At 58.1% G+C, this 17,001-nt stretch carries 12 protein-coding genes; 6 read left to right on the forward strand and 6 right to left on the reverse strand.

From position 1 onward, the window contains the following. Nucleotides 1-1,197 (reverse strand): hypothetical protein (locus GIR22_RS20420; RefSeq protein WP_178122374.1); only part of this gene is annotated, 1,197 nt, incomplete at its 3' end. Here GIR22_RS20420 and GIR22_RS20425 point away from each other — a divergent pair. The 4 genes from GIR22_RS20425 (at nucleotide 1,135) to GIR22_RS20440 (ending at nucleotide 8,109) form a co-directional block, all read left to right on the forward strand. Then, nucleotides 1,135-3,129, forward strand: coding sequence for a BapA/Bap/LapF family large adhesin (locus GIR22_RS20425; protein ID WP_246208452.1), 1,995 nt, complete (start codon nucleotides 1,135-1,137; stop codon nucleotides 3,127-3,129). The two genes, GIR22_RS20420 and GIR22_RS20425, sit on opposite strands and share 63 nt — an antisense overlap. 131 nt (nucleotides 3,130-3,260) lie before the next feature. Then, on the forward strand, nucleotides 3,261-4,712 hold the full coding sequence (locus GIR22_RS20430; RefSeq protein ID WP_178122375.1) for a TolC family outer membrane protein: 1,452 nt from the start codon (nucleotides 3,261-3,263) through the stop codon (nucleotides 4,710-4,712). Beyond that, nucleotides 4,709-6,892, forward strand: coding sequence for a type I secretion system permease/ATPase (locus GIR22_RS20435; protein ID WP_154745078.1), 2,184 nt, complete (start codon nucleotides 4,709-4,711; stop codon nucleotides 6,890-6,892). Before GIR22_RS20430 ends, GIR22_RS20435 begins: the two co-directional genes overlap by 4 nt. Before the next feature lie 35 nt (nucleotides 6,893-6,927). Then, a complete protein-coding gene (locus GIR22_RS20440) occupies nucleotides 6,928-8,109 on the forward strand; it encodes a beta-barrel domain-containing protein (protein WP_343039659.1) in 1,182 nt (393 codons plus the stop codon). A 178-nt stretch (nucleotides 8,110-8,287) separates the two neighbouring features. Here GIR22_RS20440 and GIR22_RS20445 read toward each other — a convergent pair whose 3' ends face one another. From GIR22_RS20445 to GIR22_RS20455, 3 genes are all read right to left on the reverse strand, one after another. Further along, nucleotides 8,288-11,176, reverse strand: coding sequence for a UDP-N-acetylmuramoyl-tripeptide--D-alanyl-D-alanine ligase (locus tag GIR22_RS20445; protein ID WP_343039658.1), 2,889 nt, complete (start codon nucleotides 11,174-11,176; stop codon nucleotides 8,288-8,290). A 397-nt stretch (nucleotides 11,177-11,573) separates the two neighbouring features. Further along, complete coding sequence (locus GIR22_RS20450) at nucleotides 11,574-11,783, reverse strand: hypothetical protein (protein WP_154745080.1); 210 nt, start codon at nucleotides 11,781-11,783, stop codon at nucleotides 11,574-11,576. Between the two features lie 470 nt (nucleotides 11,784-12,253). After that, entirely contained in the window at nucleotides 12,254-12,598 is a 345-nt protein-coding gene (locus tag GIR22_RS20455) for a cupin domain-containing protein (RefSeq protein WP_154745081.1), read from the reverse strand. Nucleotides 12,599-12,848: 250 nt separating this feature from the next. On the opposite strand from GIR22_RS20455, the gene kynB reads away from it, so the two are divergent. Together kynB and kynA are read left to right on the forward strand one after the other, a co-directional pair. Further along, nucleotides 12,849-13,499: an arylformamidase gene (gene kynB / locus GIR22_RS20460; protein ID WP_154745082.1), complete on the forward strand. Its 651-nt coding sequence runs from the start codon at nucleotides 12,849-12,851 to the stop codon at nucleotides 13,497-13,499. Continuing rightward, nucleotides 13,496-14,353, forward strand: coding sequence for a tryptophan 2,3-dioxygenase (kynA, locus tag GIR22_RS20465; RefSeq protein ID WP_154745083.1), 858 nt, complete (start codon nucleotides 13,496-13,498; stop codon nucleotides 14,351-14,353). The genes kynB and kynA overlap by 4 nt, the downstream gene beginning before the upstream one ends. Before the next feature lie 69 nt (nucleotides 14,354-14,422). Here kynA and GIR22_RS20470 read toward each other — a convergent pair whose 3' ends face one another. Beyond that, nucleotides 14,423-15,823, reverse strand: a complete 1,401-nt coding sequence (locus tag GIR22_RS20470) for an amino acid permease (RefSeq protein WP_154745084.1) — start codon at nucleotides 15,821-15,823, stop codon at nucleotides 14,423-14,425. A gap of 67 nt (nucleotides 15,824-15,890) precedes the next feature. Beyond that, nucleotides 15,891-16,898: an anthranilate 1,2-dioxygenase electron transfer component AntC gene (gene antC / locus GIR22_RS20475; RefSeq protein WP_154745085.1), complete on the reverse strand. Its 1,008-nt coding sequence runs from the start codon at nucleotides 16,896-16,898 to the stop codon at nucleotides 15,891-15,893. Nucleotides 16,899-17,001 lie beyond the last annotated feature (103 nt).

Below are 17,001 nucleotides of genomic sequence, written 5' to 3' on the forward strand. Positions count from 1 at the left end.
GATGCTGATGCTGATGCTGATGCTGATGCCGATGCCGATGCCGATGCCGATGCCGACGCGGATGCTGATGCTGATGCCGACGCGGATGCCGATGCTGATGCTGACGCCGATGCCGATGCCGATGCCGATGCCGATGCCGATGCCGATGCTGACGCCGATGCCGACGCCGACGCCGACGCTGATGCTGATGCTGATGCTGATGCCGACGCGGATGCTGATGCTGATGCTGATGCCGATGCCGATGCCGATGCCGACGCGGATGCCGATGCGGATGCGGACGCCGATGCCGATGCCGATGCGGATGCCGATGCGGATGCGGATGCCGATGCGGATGCGGATGCGGATGCCGATGCTGACGCGGATGCTGATGCCGATGCTGACGCGGATGCCGACGCTGATGCTGATGCTGATGCGGATGCGGATGCTGACGCGGATGCCGATGCCGATGCTGACGCCGATGCCGATGCCGATGCCGATGCCGATGCCGATGCCGACGCGGATGCCGACGCTGATGCCGACGCCGATGCTGATGCTGATGCCGATGCCGATGCCGATGCCGATGCCGATGCCGACGCGGATGCCGATGCCGATGCCGATGCTGATGCTGATGCCGACGCGGATGCTGATGCCGACGCGGATGCCGATGCTGACGCCGATGCTGATGCTGATGCTGATGCTGATGCCGACGCGGATGCTGACGCCGATGCTGATGCTGATGCCGACGCTGATGCTGACGCCGATGCGGATGCCGATGCGGATGCCGATGCGGATGCTGACGCTGATGCTGATGCTGATGCCGATGCCGATGCTGATGCTGATGCTGATGCTGATGCCGACGCGGATGCTGATGCCGATGCTGATGCTGATGCCGATGCCGATGCCGATGCCGATGCCGATGCTGATGCCGACGCTGATGCCGACGCTGATGCGGATGCTGATGCCGACGCGGATGCCGATGCTGATGCTGACGCCGATGCCGATGCCGATGCCGATGCTGATGCTGATGCTGACGCCGATGCCGATGCTGATGCTGATGCTGATGCTGACTCCGACTCCGACCTCGAAGCAACCGACGACGTCGGTACTGCTGAGCTCATCGTTACGCCGGTGACTACGCAGACAGAACTGAACGACATGCGAGTATTCACGTTGCTGGGAGTCGGTGGTATCCAGCTCGGGGTGCCTTCGCTGACTCAAGAGTTCACTGTGGATGCGGGTAGTTCCGGGACGCTGAACCTGTCCTTCAGTCAAGGCGACCTGTTGTCTGTCTTGGGTGGTGGCTTTACTGGAGTGCTTGAAGTCAGCGATGGCGCTGGCGGCTGGGTCGGTATCGATCAGGCCAGTGGTGGTTCGGGCCTGCTCGATCTGCTGGGGCTGTTCGGTTCGGGTACGACCGCGCAAATCGACGGTCTGGCCGCAGGTGAGTATCGCTTCACGCTCAGCCTCGACCCGAACCTGGTAGCGATTGGCGCCACTGCAACGGCTAGCCTGAGTGTCGATAACAAAAGCCTGACCGACTTCACTGTAGAGCCCGGCGCTGATGTTGAAGGTAACGTCATCACCGATCCAGGCTTCAATGGGGAACCGGATTCCACGGGGCCTTTGGGTGATGCGACGGTGCAGGTGGAAGTCGACGGTGTGTTTGTCGATGCAGATGCCACGGTCGGTACGGTCCTGCAAGGGCTGTACGGTGAGCTGACGATCTTTGCCAATGGTGATTACAGCTACACGCCTAATGGCGATATAGCGAACATTGGTCTGGTCGATAGCTTCGCGTATCAACTGATTACGGCGGCAGGCGCAGTGGCTTCGGCCAACCTGTACATCCGTATAGACAGCAACGATACGACGATTGACTGGAGCCCTACCGATCCGTCGGCACCGGGTGTCGTGGATGTAGTTGCCACCGATGATATCGGCACTGCACAGATCGATATCGACAATCTGGTCGACACCCAGAGCATGACGGCACTGAGCTATACGCCGCCAGTACTTATCGGGAACGGTACAGATACGGGCGACGTCTTTACGGTGGTGGCCGATACGACGGCAGAGCTGGCTATCAGCCGCAGCTTCTCGGGTATCGGCTTGCTTCCTACGACGACAATCGAGCTGCAGAAACTGATCGACGGCACCTGGACGACGCAGCAAACCACGACCGCGGCAACTCATACCTTCACCGGGCTGGATGCAGGTGAGTATCGAGTGACGGCATCGACTGGTGCGCTTGTATCGCTCGGGACTGTGACGATCACCCAGACGCTGGCTACCACCCATCTGACGGAGTTCGTCACGGGTGCTGCAGTCGCCGCAACGGGCAATGTCCTCGAACTCAGTGATCTATCGCCAGCAGACAGCCTCGGCTCGACGCTGACCGTACTGACTGTGCTGAGCAATGGGGATTACGTCATACCGGGTCAAACCGGAGCGGTAGTCCAAGGGCTCTACGGCACGCTGACGTTGCAGGCGGACGGTGCTTACAGCTACACGCCGACCCCGGGTCTGGCGGTTGCGGACATCGGCCAGGTGGATAGCTTCACCTACAAACTCACCACACCAGGTGGCCAGGAGGACACTGCCACGTTGTATGTTCGCCTTGATTCACCAGACAGTGATCTGATCTGGGACGACGCCAATCCTGGCTCGCCCGCCACTGAGGGCGCCGGTTTCGCCGCCGCCAGCATTGTGGATCAGGCCGCGTCGGGCGATGACAGTGCCGGTTCCGAAGGCATTGCAGACAGTGGCAGCGACCACTCTGTGGCGGTTGACGGCACTGACTTCACCCATGTCGACAGTGGCGCGGGTGCAGATGGGTTGCTGTGGGAAGGTGGTGATGCAGCCATCAACCTGGCCGATCTGATCGGCAAGGCCAGCAGTGTGGACAGCATTGACCTGAACGATGTCAGCGCGGTTGAGCTGACGCTGAGCCTGGAAGACCTGGTGTCCATCGCGGACCCCGAGTCGGATCGCTTGATGATCCAGGGCGACGATCAGGACAGTGTTCATCTGACAGGCAACTGGTCCGCCGGTGCGACCGAGGTAGAGAACGGTCTGGAGTACGTGATCTACACCAGTCAGGAAGATGAAACCCATCATCTGTGGGTACAAAGCGGCATCAGCGTGGTTTAACCACGCATCCAACGGCCGGGCCGTCAGGCCCGGCTTCCTCACCAATGTTTTTTCAACGATGGACCGTGACTGTTCGCAGTCACGGTCTATGGTTGTACCCATCAGGTTTAACAACAATCAGGGGACTTGAAGTGAGGCATAAGAGTTTGGTCAAACAGCTGTCTGCGGCTTTCCTGGTAGCGGCAATTACCGCTCCGGCGCATGAACAGGTCATGGCCAAGTCGTTTATCGACGACGAAGAAAGCGTCAACATCATCAGCCCCAGTGACTTGGGCACGAATTTACCGGGTGGTCCCATGGGCGTCAGTGCGCCGGTGGCACCGCAACGCGTCATACCGAACAACATCGACCTCATACGGGCTATTCAATTAGCCGTGGAATGGCACCCGGCTATTGCCGAGGCGATCGGTCAGCTGTATCAGCAAAACGAGAACGTGACCATTGCCCGTTCCGGTTACTACCCGCAAGTGAGCGGCGGTTTCAACTCCGGCTACGACAGCGGCCTGACCGGCAACGGCCAAAGCCAGACCTTTTCCTTGTCGGCATCGCAGATGCTTTACGACTTCGGCAAAGTGTCCAGCTCCGTGGACAGTGCCCTGGCCCGGGTCAGTGGCAGCCAGGCGGCGGTCTTGCTGTCGATCGACCAAGTGACCCGTGATACCTCGTACGCCATGATCGAGTTGCAGCGTTCGCAGTTGCTGGTAGAACTGGCAGGTGAACAGATCAAGGGCATTTCGAAGATTGCGGAGCTGGCCAAGCAACGCAGCGACATGGGCGCCAGTACCCGTTCGGATCTGATCCAGGCACGTTCGCGAGTCGAGGCGTCGGAGGCGACGCAATTGCAATTCCAGGCGCAATTCAATCGCTGGCGCAGCGCCTTGAGCAGCTTGCTGGGGGCGCAGTCGCCAGTGAGTGTTTCGCAAGGTTTTCCAACGGACCTGGAACAATCCTGTCAAGGCGCGGTGCCTGATGAAGCAGTCACCCCGACGCTGTTGGTTGCCCAGGCGCAACGGATCGATGCCTTGGCGCAGATCGCCCTGGCCCGGGCCGATGCGTTGCCGACCGTGTCGCTGGATCCATCGGTGACTCAATACCTGGACAACAACGACGAAACCGGTGTCTCCGGCGGCCGAGACCGGACCCGCTACGGTGTGTTCCTTAATGTGAAGATGCCGCTGTATCAAGGCGGCGCCATCACTGCGCGCAAGTCCGCCGCACAACAAGCCCTTCGCTCGGCCGAGGCGGCCAACGACGCCGCTCGCCTTGAAGTGCGCCAAAGCCTGCTGGAGGCACGGGATCAGGTTTCGAGCCTGACCCAACGGCTGTCCACCTTGGACTTTCGTGAGCGCAGCATCTCCGAGACACGCGACCTTTATCGTCAGCAATACCTCGAACTGGGCACCCGGCCACTGCTGGACTTGCTCAATGCCGAGCAGGAAATCCACCAGGCACGTATGGATCGGGAAAACACCGCGTCTGACCTGCGCCGCCTGAAAATCGATTGCCTCTACAACACCGGCGGGTTGCGCACGGCGTTCCATCTAGATAACAGCACCTTGCAAGGTGTGGAGATTCGGCCATGAATGATGCCGTGAAGCTTGAGGGTGACATGAGCGCAGTGAAGCCGGCACTCAACCCGGTACCTGGGTTTGATTACGAGGTGTGGCTGGAGGCTGTGCTGAACGTGGCTCGGCATTATCGCCTGGAGTGCTCGGCGCAAAGTGTCCGGCTCGCCGCACAGTGGACCGAGGGTGCCTCGGTGGAAGACGTGGTGCGGCAGATGGCCCGCCAGGCTGGCTTGAATTGCGTGATCGCCGAGTTCAGTCCCTCGACCTTGATGCAACGGCAACTGCCGATGATCCTGCAGTTCAGTGACGGCCAGGTTGGTGTCCTGGAAACCTTGGGCGATGGCGAGCACGTCGGTATCGCCTATAGCGGCGATGGTGGCCTGCAAAGCAGCCTCAACCAGCAGGAACTGTTCGATTCGGCCCGCAAGACCGTGATCCTGCGGCCCATGAGTGCCGTGCGTGATAACCGGGTAGACGACTACATCAAGCCTTATGAGAAGGATTGGTTCAAAAGCATCGTGCTGCGAGACATGCGGCCCTATGGCTACGTCATGCTGGCCTCGCTGGTGACCAGCGTGCTTGGGCTGGCGGGAGTGTTGTTTTCCATGCAGGTGTACGACCGGGTCATTCCCGCCGAGTCGATGCCCACTTTGTATGTGCTGTTCGGCGGCGTCATGCTGGCGCTGATGTTCGACTTCATCATGCGCATCACTCGGGTACGGATCACCGATATGCTCGGTAAACGAGCGGACATACGCGTGTCCGACCTGGTATTCGGACACGCCATTCGTTTGCGCAACAGTGCCCGTCCCAAATCCACCGGCGCGTTCATTTCCCAGCTCAAGGAGCTGGAGCAACTGCGTGAATTGATTACCTCAAGCACGGCGACGGCCTTGGCGGACTTGCCGTTTTTCCTGCTGTTCCTGGTGATTTATTGGATGATTGCTGGGCCACTGGTCGCGATACCCATGGTGGCGCTGCTGTTTCTGATAGTGCCGGGTTTGTTGTCGCAGAAGAAGCTGGCGTCGCTGGCCAGCCAGTCGATGCGTGAAAGCTCGTTGCGCAGTGCCATGCTGGTGGAGTCTGTCCAGGGGCTGGACGATATCAAGGCACTGCAAGCCGAACAGCGCTTCCAGCACCAGTGGAACCACTACAACGCCACTTGTGGCGATGCCAGCTTGCGACTGCGCATGTTGACCAACAAGTTGGTGAACTGGGGCAATAGCGTGCAGGGTTCGGTGTTTGCCGTCGTGGTGGTGTTCGGCGCGCCCATGGTCATGGCCAGCGATATGACCACCGGTAGCCTGGTGGCTGCCTCGATTCTCGCCTCGAGAATGATGGCGCCGATGTCGCAGGTCACCCAGGTATTGACCCGTTGGCAGCAGGCCAAGGTGGCGCTGAAAAGCCTGAACGGTCTCATGGAACTGCCAGTGGACCACGCCGAAGGCAGCAAGCGCGTGCACTTGCCGGTGGTGCGTGGCCATTACGTCCTCACCCAGGCGGCATTTCAGTACAGCGCCGATGCGCCGGTACCGGCCTTGCGGGTGGCGGATTTGCAGATCCAGCCGGGTGAGCGCATCGCCATTCTGGGTCGTAATGGCGCGGGTAAGTCGACCTTGCTGCAAGCATTGGCCGGCATGCTCGACCTGAAGGACGGGAGCATCAGCCTCGACGGGGTTGCCCTGGGCCATATCGACCCGGCGGACGTGCGCCGGGATGTCGGGCTGATGACGCAAAACTCACGTCTTTTTCACGGCACCCTGCGGGACAACCTGATCATGGGCGCGCCCCATGCGTCCGACGAGGAGATTCTCCAGGCCTTGGCGTTGACTGGTGCGGCAGACTTTATTGGCAAATTCGCCGACGGCATGGACCACATGATTCTGGAAGGCGGCCTCGGATTGTCGGGCGGGCAGCGCCAGTCATTGTTGCTATCGCGCTTGATCATCCGCCAACCCCATATCGTCCTGCTGGACGAACCTACGGCGTCCCTGGATGAAGCGACCGAGCGTCAGTTGATCCAGAACCTGGACAAATGGGCGGCCCATCGCACGCTGATCATCGCTACCCACCGCATGAGCGTATTGAGCCTGGTGAACCGGATCATCGTCGTCGACAACGGGCAGATCATCGTTGATGACAGCAAAGATAATGCGATCGCCCGGCTTTCCAAACCCAAGGGGAAGAATCAGTGAAAACCTATGAGCGCAAAAGAATTCCCCTGCTGGGCATCGAGGACGAGAGCGCCCACCACTATAACGACGGCATTGATGACAATACGGTGGTGCGCTCGACACGGGTAGTCTTCTGGGTGTTTGTCTTGTTGATCACGTTTGGCTGCTGGGCTTACTTCTTTGAGATCGATGAAGTCTCGACCGGCAGCGGCAAGGTGATCCCGACCTCCCGTGAGCAGATTATCCAATCGTTGGAAGGCGGCATCGTCACCGAGCTGAACGTAGCAGAGGGCGATATCGTCAAGGTCGGGGAGACGTTGGCGAAACTCGACCCGACCAAGACTGAATCCAACTTTGATGAGAGTGCTTCGAAGTACCGGGCATCCCTGGCCAGCGTCACCCGTTTGCAGGCAGAGGTGAGCAGCAAGCCCTTGGTGTTTCCTGCCGAGTTGCAAGAGCACCCTGAGTTGATGGAGGCCGAAACCGATTTGTTCAATACCCGGCGCAGGGGCCTGGAAGACACCCTGGGAGGGTTGCGTTCGTCCCTGTCTCTGGTGCGTAGCGAGTTGCAGATTACCGAGAACCTGGCCAAGGTCGGTGCTGCCAGTAATGTTGAGGTTCTGCGCCTCAAACGCCAGAAGACTGAGCTGGAGATGAAGCTGACCCAGGCCCGCTCCGATTACATGGTGCGTGCCGGCGAGGACCTGGCCAAGGCCAATGCCGACGTCGAGACGCTGTTATCGATTATGCGCGGGCGTTCGGATTCGGTCACGCGCCTGACCTTGCGCTCTCCCGTACGAGGTATTGTCAAAGACATCGAAGTCACCACCATCGGCGGGGTCATCCCACCCAATGGGCGCTTGATGCAGATCGTGCCCCTGGACGAGCAACTGTTGATCGAAGCCCGTATTTCGCCGCGGGACATCGCCTTCATTCACCCTGACCAAGTGGCCAAGGTCAAGATCACTGCCTACGACTATGCGGTTTATGGCGGCATGGATGGCAAGGTGGTGACCATCTCTCCCGACACCATCCAGGACGAAGTCAAACCTGAGGTTTTCTACTACCGGGTGTTTATCCGCACCGACGCCGACACCTTGAAAAACAAGGCCGGCAAGTCATTCTCCATCGTTCCGGGGATGATTGCGTCGGTGGACATCAAGACCGGCCAGAAAACCATCCTCGACTATTTGATCAAGCCCATGAACCGCGCGCGCGAGGCGTTGCGCGAGCGCTAGAGGATAAGGTTGCGCCGATTGTGCTGCAGGAAAGTTTTTTCCAGGTGCTGATTAAGGCGAGGCATCGTGTGAAGTTGATCAAGGCCAAGGCTGTAAGGCCGGCGTTTGATCAACTGCACACTGATGTCGGTCTCAAGAGGGTGGCTGGCGGTGCGAAATAAGGATTTCCATTGGACGGTTACTTGGCAAGCACTGCATGCTCGGTCGACCTCATCCATTCGCACACCTGCGACAATCCTGTCCCCCCCGAGCCTTTCACCAGCACCCAATCGCCCGGGTGAAACCACTGTGTAGGGTTCTGCATCAAGGCCTGGTTCAGCGCCTCGGCATTCTCGAACCACTGGGTCGACAGCTCGTCGCGCAACACCAGGTAAAGCTCATGCATCAACGGGCCACAGAGCAACACACGCCGGGGCGCTGCCAGTCGCAGCGGGGTTATCAGTTCCAGGTGATAACGCTGGGCATCGGGGCCGAGTTCCAGCATGTCTCCCAACACCAGCACCCGATGGCGTGAGGTAACGGGAAGGTCCGCTATGGATTGCAGCGCCGCGGCCATGGAGCCGGGGTTGGCGTTGTAGGCATCGTTAATCAGATGGAAATGGCCTCCCTCGCACTGGATCTGCATGACGTTGCCTCGCCCTTCAACAGGCTCGAACCCGGCCAGGATCTTGAGTGCCTCACTGGCTGGCAGGCTTGCCGCGAACAGTGAAGCCAGCACCGCCAGTGCATTGAGCACCATATGCCGGCCTCGGGCCCGCAGGGTGAAGTCGAGTATCTGTGAGCCTCGTTGCGCCTTGACGTACACCAGGCTTGCCTCGTTGTGCCAATCCAGCAGTCGTAGATCCGCGTCGGCATGTTCGCCATAACTGATCACGTTCAGGCGCGCGCCTTCTGCCGCCTGGGCAAACAGCTCGTAATAGGGCATGTCGCGGTTGAGGATGGCGTGGTCACCGGGCGCCATCGAGCGGAAGATCGCGCTTTTTTTGCGGGTCAGGTTTTCCAGTGTGCCGTGGTATTCCAGATGCGCGGGGGCTATGCCGGTAACGATGGCGAACTGTGGTCGAACCAGCTCCGAGTTGATGGGCATCCGCCCCACGGCCATCTCCAGGACCCAGAATTTTGCCGTCGTGGGCATGCTCGCCAGGTTCCAGGCAATGCCGTGGGGCAGGTTGGCATTGGCTTCGGTTTGCCCAACCTCGCCCCAGTGTCTCAAAGCATGGGTCAGCATCGACACCACTGTGGTTTTGCCAGCGCTGCCAGTCACACCGAACACCTGCCCACTGAAGTGCTGCCGGGCATACCTGCCCAATTGCAATATTGACTCGCGGGTGTCGGCGACTTGCAGTACCGGCAAGCCGCTGTCCAGATAGGGCGTTGGGTCCACACACAGAAAGGCCGAGGGACGTCGTTCAGGGCTGGCCTGCGCCCAGCGCAAGGCCGATTGCGCTTCGTTCGGGCCGACCTTGGTGGGGTGACGGCTGAGTATGCGTTGCGGCTTGAAGAATTGCATGGAGGGTATCAAGCCTGCGGCTCGCCAGCCTGATGGCGGCTGCCTGGCCCAGGTGCCCTGTGTTACGCGGGCCAGGGTCGCGGCATCCCAGGTCCAGTCGGGCGTGGTCTCGGGCGGCGACGCCAGGCTGACGTGTGGCGCACCGTCCAGCAGGTACCGGTGATAGGCAATCAGCCCGGAAAGGTAGTGCTCGACGTCGTCGATGCGCACCCTGAACGCGTGATGCCGAATGAAGAAAGCGCCTGCAATACGGGCCGGGTTTGCAAAAAACATCGCCATTTCCGGCCAGAAATAACCATTGAGCAGGTAGCGGGCACGATGGTGCAGGGCCCGATAGAACGCGTGCAGGTCAATATCCTTGAGCAGGTGTTGCATCGACGGTTGCTGCGCGATCCGCTGGAGCATTTGCTGAGCGGCCATCATCAACTCGAGCAAGGTGGGGAAGGTGGTGATGCGCTGCTGGACGAACCCCAAGTACCCCGCGACGTTGTTCAGGCCAAAACGGAAGTACTTTTCGTGCGGGCGATAACGCGTCAACTCGTTCACACAATAGCTGAGCCAGTGATCATGCTCGCGCCAATGCTCTTTGCCGATGAAGTAATCGAAGGCTTTTTCCACGACATTCAGCCAGCGTTCGTTGCGGGTCAGCCCATAGAGGCGCATCAGGCCGAACGCAGCTTCGCCGTCGTAGTAAATAATGCGAAACGGCTCTTTGACGCTCAAGTCGTGGGCATGCAATACGTGCACGAAGGCACCGGTATTGCGGTCCTGCATTGAGGCCATGCCGTTGGCGAGGGCTTCGAGCAGCGGTAGATAGTGGCGGGTGTTGGTCACTTCGCTGTACTTGACCAGCGCCAACAGGCACACCGCGTTGCCGCCCAGCTTGATCTCGTCGCCGGTGTCCACGAGGAAGGCGGCCACACTGCCATCGGGTAGCAGGCTGGGTCTGATCAGCGTCCGGGTCAGGTAGTCCAGTGACCGTTGAATAGCGGCCATCAATGTTTCATCACCGTTCAGTGCCCAGGCCTCGATCATCGAGTAAGTGCTGCTGGCATGGCGCAAGGTGTTGTAATTCTTGATCGGCCGATCGAAGCAGGGGAAATAGCCGTAGACGAACTGGCCGCTGTCTTGCACCTGGGTCCCCAGATAAGCGGCCGCACTGCAGATTCGCGCACTGACGTCGTCAGGCTCCAGGGCAGGTAGAGTGCGCCAGCCAACTTCCGCGGTGTTGCTGTTGAGCTTGTGGGCCACCCCGTCTTCAGCGCAGAACACGCCCGCTGTGTCGAATAGATAGACAGTGGTGTCGGGCTGCAGCATGGCAATTACATTGAGCGCCGCCGGTTCTGTAAAGCGGCGTTTGGCGTAGACGGAAAAATTCCCGGCATTGAAGGTGGCGTGGGCAATGTTGCCGCCGCCATAGAGAATGGCATTGGCGTTCAGTTCCTGTTCGGTGAGCGCGATGTGTAAACTGCTGTCGAACGCGATGCCTCGCCTGAAGTAATTGCGTTTGTGATGCTTGAGGCGTTCATTGAGGTTTTCCCAGCTCAGGGGGGTCACGTTAATCGCACGTTCGACACGAATCCACGTACGTTCGGGTGTATTACCTGACTGTTTTACCCGCTGGTCATGGAATTTCTGGAGCCCACTTGCTCCTGTTTGCCATGCGCTTTCGAAGTTGCCGGCAGTGACATGAAGAACATGCGCGCGTTTTGTGCTGTCACTGATTGAGAAAAATAAAGTGCAGGCATGTGCCGTGTCTGATGAAACAGCTCGCTCATCGGTGTCTTTGCTCAGCAGAGCATAACAAGCGAGCAATTGCTGTTTCACAGACATGGCCTATCCATTAATGAAATAGTTGAAGTCGGGAGTGTAGGCTTATTATTGATCGCCTCGCCAATAAAAAAACACAGGCGAATGTATAACTAATATTCAGAGATAAAAGTGTTAGTCCAAACTATATATGTCCGGAATAAGTGGATGAGTCTTCACGCACCTTTTCTATCACCACAGGCTTGACGGGGCTTTCATATTGCTGAAGATGATCCCTGATCAGCTTGCGAATGACCTGAGAAATAGTAAGGTCAACTTCTTCTGAAAGAGCCTCCAGCCTTTGTTTGGTTGGGGAGTCGATGAGGATGGTCAGACGCGTAGTTTTTTCAGACATTTTCTTGATCCTTTTGCAGAGCGCGGTCTCAACTGCCACGTACAGTAGTTAAATGAAGTGATGAATGTTTAGCGCAAACCCATGGAATTGTAATTTGATGGGCTGAAAGTCTAATTCAATCACTAAACGTTTTCTACGGAGGTGCAAGGAAAGTTTTCATACTGTGAAGTTGACCACCTTTCCAAGCGTGCCATGTTATAAACTTGTTATAATTGCATGAGTCTTTGATGCTGCTTGGGTTTCCAGAAAATTAGACGAAAAGGGCAATGATGTCAAAATGAAATACTATCTAGCACTAAAGTAGTGGTAGGCGGTTTATGATTGATTTGTTAGGTTTTTTTGAACAACGGTTTTTACGGGCGCTATTTGTAAAGTGGCCTGCTGCAGAATAGCCATTGTTTGCTGGGCCTGAACATCTGGTTCACCCACGAAAAAGGGGCCTGACGGCCCCTTTTTATGGAAGGTGTTTTTCAGGCAAAGACGAAGTATTTGCGCACGGTCTCAACCACCTCCCATGTGCCTTTCATTCCGGGTTCAACTACAAAAATATCGCCGGCCTTCAAGTGAATCGGTTCCAGGCCGTCCGGGGTGATCACGCAGTAGCCCTCCTGGAAATGGCAATACTCCCACTTCACATATTCCACCCGCCATTTGCCCGGGGTGCAGATCCAGGTGCCCATGATCTTGCTGCCGTCTTCGCTGGTGTAGGCGTTGAGGTTGACAGTGTGGGGGTCGCCTTCGAGTTTTTCCCATTTGCAGGCATCCAGTACCGGTAGAGGATGGGTGTCGCGCAGAACGGTGATCGGCTTGGACATGGTGACTCCGAGGCAAGGGAAGGGAAGTCGAACCCTATAGCGTCGGTTGAGGAGGGAGTGGTCTGAACTCGACATCGGGATGCCCAGTAACGCAGGTGTACGGTGATGGTGAAATATTGAAACATCCCTGCGTCAATTAGTCATTTTCTCGCAGTAAGTGCGAAAAATTTCATGGTTGGCGCAGGAGTTTGCAAGAATATTTACAGCTGGCCCTCGTATCATTCACTTCAGAAGCAACCGAGAGCCGTGTATGAACCCAATAAAAACATGGTGGGACATCAGCCCACCCTTAAGCACTGCGACCCCGACCTGGCCTGGTGATACGCCGTTCCAGGAAGAGCGAGTCTGGCAGTTAGGCCCGGAGTGTCCGGTGAATGTCGGGCGCATTACCTTGTCGCCCCACACGGGTGCCCATGTCGATGCGCCACTGCACTACAGCGCCGACGGTGCGCCGATCGGTGAGGTTTCGCTGGATGTATACCTGGGCCCGTGCCGGGTGCTGCATTGCCTGGGCAGCGGCGCGTTGGTGCAGGCGCAGCAATTGAAAGGGCGCCTGGACAACCTGCCGGAGCGTGTCCTGCTGCGTACTTATCAACAGGCCCCACTGACTGCCTGGGATCCGAATTTTACCGCCGTTGCGAAAGAAACCGTCGAGTTGTTGGCCAGTCTTGGCGTACGTTTGATCGGGATCGACACCCCGTCCCTGGACCCCCAGCAGTCCAAGACCATGGATGCCCACAATGCGGTGGCCCGTCACGGCATGGCGATTCTCGAAGGCATCGTCCTCGACGATGTGCCCGAAGGCGATTACGAGTTGATCGCGCTGCCGCTGCGTTTTGCCAACCTCGATGCCAGCCCGGTACGAGCAATCCTGCGCCCGCTCAAGGAGTCCACGCGATGAGCCAATGTCCTTTCTCTCCTGACTACCAGCCGCCGGAAGAATGGCATAACGCCGAACTGAATTTTTCCGAGTCCATGAGCTACGGTGACTACCTCGACCTGGGCCGTGTGCTGAGCGCCCAGCATCCGTTGTCGCCGGACCACAACGAGATGCTGTTCATCATCCAGCACCAGACCTCGGAGCTATGGATGAAACTGATGCTTCATGAACTCAAGGCCGCTCGCGAACACGTGCGCCAGGGTGAGTTGTCGCCAGCCTTCAAGATGTTGGCGCGGGTGTCGCGGATTTTTGATCAGTTGGTGCATGCCTGGGCGGTGCTGGCGACCATGACGCCGTCGGAGTACAAGTCAATACGGCCATACTTGGGCCAATCGTCCGGGTTCCAATCGTTCCAGTACCGGGAAATCGAATTCATCCTCGGCAATAAAAGCTCGGCGCTATTGCGGCCTCACGCCCATCGCCCGGAGTTGTTGAAGGAGCTGCAAGTAGCGATTGCCACGCCGTCACTGTATGACGAGGCGATCAACCTGATGGCCAAGGCGGGCCTGGCAATCGATCCGCAGCGGGCCGAGCGCGACCCGACGGCAGCCACGGTTCACGATGACTCTGTGGAGGCAGCGTGGCGCGAGGTTTATCGCGACCCGAGCCGTTATTGGGACCTGTATCAACTGGCCGAAAAATTCATCGACCTGGAAGACTCCTTCCGCCAGTGGCGCTTTCGGCATGTCACCACCGTGGAGCGGATCATCGGTTTCCAACCGGGCACCGGCGGCACCGAAGGCGTGGGTTATTTGCGCAAGATGCTCGACACCGTGCTGTTCCCGGAGCTGTGGCGAGTACGTTCCTCTCTCTGATCAGCGCCCAATAAAAAGCCCCGGCATTCACTGAGTACCGGGGCTTTTTATTGCCGATCTACATGGTTATTACGCTACCGCAACCGCCTTGGCCTTCTTCATACGTAGCCAATACGCGACAAAGATAATCCCCACCCACACCGGCATCGCATATACCGACGCGCGCACTCCTGGAATTGCCAGCATCACGCAGATAATCATCAGCATGAACGCCAGGCACAGGTAGTTACTGAACGGAAACCAGAAAGACTTGAACGACGGCACCACGCCTTGCTCGCCCATGGCCTTGCGGAACTTGATGTGGGTCAGGCTGATCAGTGCCCAGTTGATCATCAATGAGGCAACCACCAGGGCAAACAACAACTCCAGTGCATCGTGCGGTGCGAGGTAGTTGATCACCACGCACAGCAACGTCACTGCCGCCGAAATGCCCAGCGCGCGCAATGGCACGCCTTGCTTGTTCAGCTTCATCAACGCCTTGGGGGCATCGCCTTGTTCGGCCAGGCCGAACAGCATGCGGCTGTTGCAGTATACGCCGCTGTTGTACACCGACAGTGCCGCGGTCAGTACCACGAAGTTGAGAATATGCGCGGCGGTGTCGTTACCGATCAACGAGAAGATCTGCACAAACGGGCTGCCGCTGTAGGCATCGCCGGACGCGCCAAGGGTTTGCAGCAATTGGTCCCATGGGTACAACGACAGCAGCACCGTCAGCGCGCCGACGTAGAAAATCAGGATCCGGTACACCACCTGGTTGATGGCCTTGGGGATTACCTTGCGCGGCTCACTGGCCTCGGCCGCCGTGATGCCTACCAGCTCCAGGCCGCCGAACGAGAACATAATGAACGCCATGGCCATTAACAACCCCATGCCGCCATTGGGGAAGAATCCGCCGTGATCCCACAAATTGCTGATCGATGCTTGCGGGCCGCCGGTACCGCTGAACAGCAGGTAGCAACCGAGCACGATCATGCCGATAATCGCCACCACCTTGATGATCGCGAACCAGAACTCGGTCTCGCCGAAAAACTTCACGTTCAAGGTATTGATCAGGTTGACCGCGATGAAGAACACCACCGCGCTGACCCAGGTCGGGATTTCCGGCCACCAGAACTGGATGTACTTGCCGACCGCTGTCAGCTCGGCCATGCCCACCAGCACATACAGTACCCAGTAGTTCCAGCCCGCCAGGAATCCCGCGTAACTGCCCCAATATTTGTGGGCGAAATGGCTGAAGGAGCCTGCTACCGGTTCTTCAACGATCATCTCGCCCAACTGGCGCATGATCAGAAACGCAATGAGCCCGGCAATTGCATAGCCGAGGATCATCGACGGCCCCGCCGACTTGAGCACCCCGGCTGAACCGAGGAACAAGCCCGTACCCACTGCCCCACCCAGGGCAATCAGCTGAATATGCCGGTTCTTGAGGCCACGCTTAAGGCCCACCGGGTTAACCATGTCATCCGCCATTCACGTTCCCTTCTACTTGTTATTTCAGGGTTGATTGCGCGCCGAACCAGCCCCTCACTGCTGAGGGTCAGATATTACTCTCGGTAAACTTTTCGTAATACAGCGAAACGCCATCAAGTCCCTGATCCAACAGCCAGTTCTTGATGGATTCGACCATCGGCGGCGGACCGCAGACGTACATATCTGCCGAACTGTCCCGCAATTCGGCCAGATTGAAATGCTCGGTCAGGTAACCGCGCTTGCCGGCCCACTGCGGCGACGGGTCGCTTAGCACTTCGGTGTAGCGAAAACCCGGGATTTTTTCAGCGTAGGCACCCATGCGTGTCGCTTCACACAAGTCATCTGCACCCCGCACGCCGTAATACAGGTGTACTGGCTGGTCGCACCTGCGTTCGGCAAGCTCATCCAGCATGCCCAACAGTGCCGACAAGCCCGTGCCACCCGCCACCAACACCAGCGGTTTGGTGACATGGCGCAGATAGAAGGCTCCCAAGGGGGCCTCCAGTAATAGTTCATCGCCTACCTGGCAGCGTTCGCGGATGTAGTTACTCATCACACCGTCGGGCAACAGACGGATCAAAAACTGCAACTGATTGCCGGGGAGATTGGCGAAGGAATAGGAGCGCCAGCTGTCTGTGCCGGGAATCGACAGCCGGGCATATTGGCCCGGCAGGAAGTCCAGCGGTTGGTCCAGTTGCAGGTAAAGAATTGCCGTGCTGGCGGATACTTGCTGCACTTCACAGACCTTACTGCGGATCTGCACAGGCCCCGGTGCGTTACACAAGCTTGAATCAAAGTCGAAATAGAACGCTGCATCGGATTTGACCCGAGTCTGGCAACTGAGCATCTTGCGTTGTTGCAGGTCGAGGCTGGAGAGGGCTTCTTCGTCTACGTAATCCTGGCTGTAGTCGCCGGACTCGCAACGGCCCTGGCACGTGCCGCAAACCCCTTCGCGGCAATCCAGGGGAATCTTGATGCCGTTGCGCAACGCTGCATCCAACAGGATTTCATTGGTGCCCACCGGGAAAAACAGGGTCTTGCCGTCGGCAAAACTGAAGGCCACTTTGTGATTCATTCGTTGAACTCCCAAATACACTTGTAGCCGCTGCCGAGGCACGAGGCCGCGATGGGTTGCGCAGCGACCCAGGCGGCGGTCCTGCGGACACGCATCGCAGTTG

Origin of the sequence: Pseudomonas karstica, assembly GCF_009707515.1 — a bacterium.
In the GTDB taxonomy this organism is placed as follows: domain Bacteria; phylum Pseudomonadota; class Gammaproteobacteria; order Pseudomonadales; family Pseudomonadaceae; genus Aquipseudomonas; species Aquipseudomonas karstica.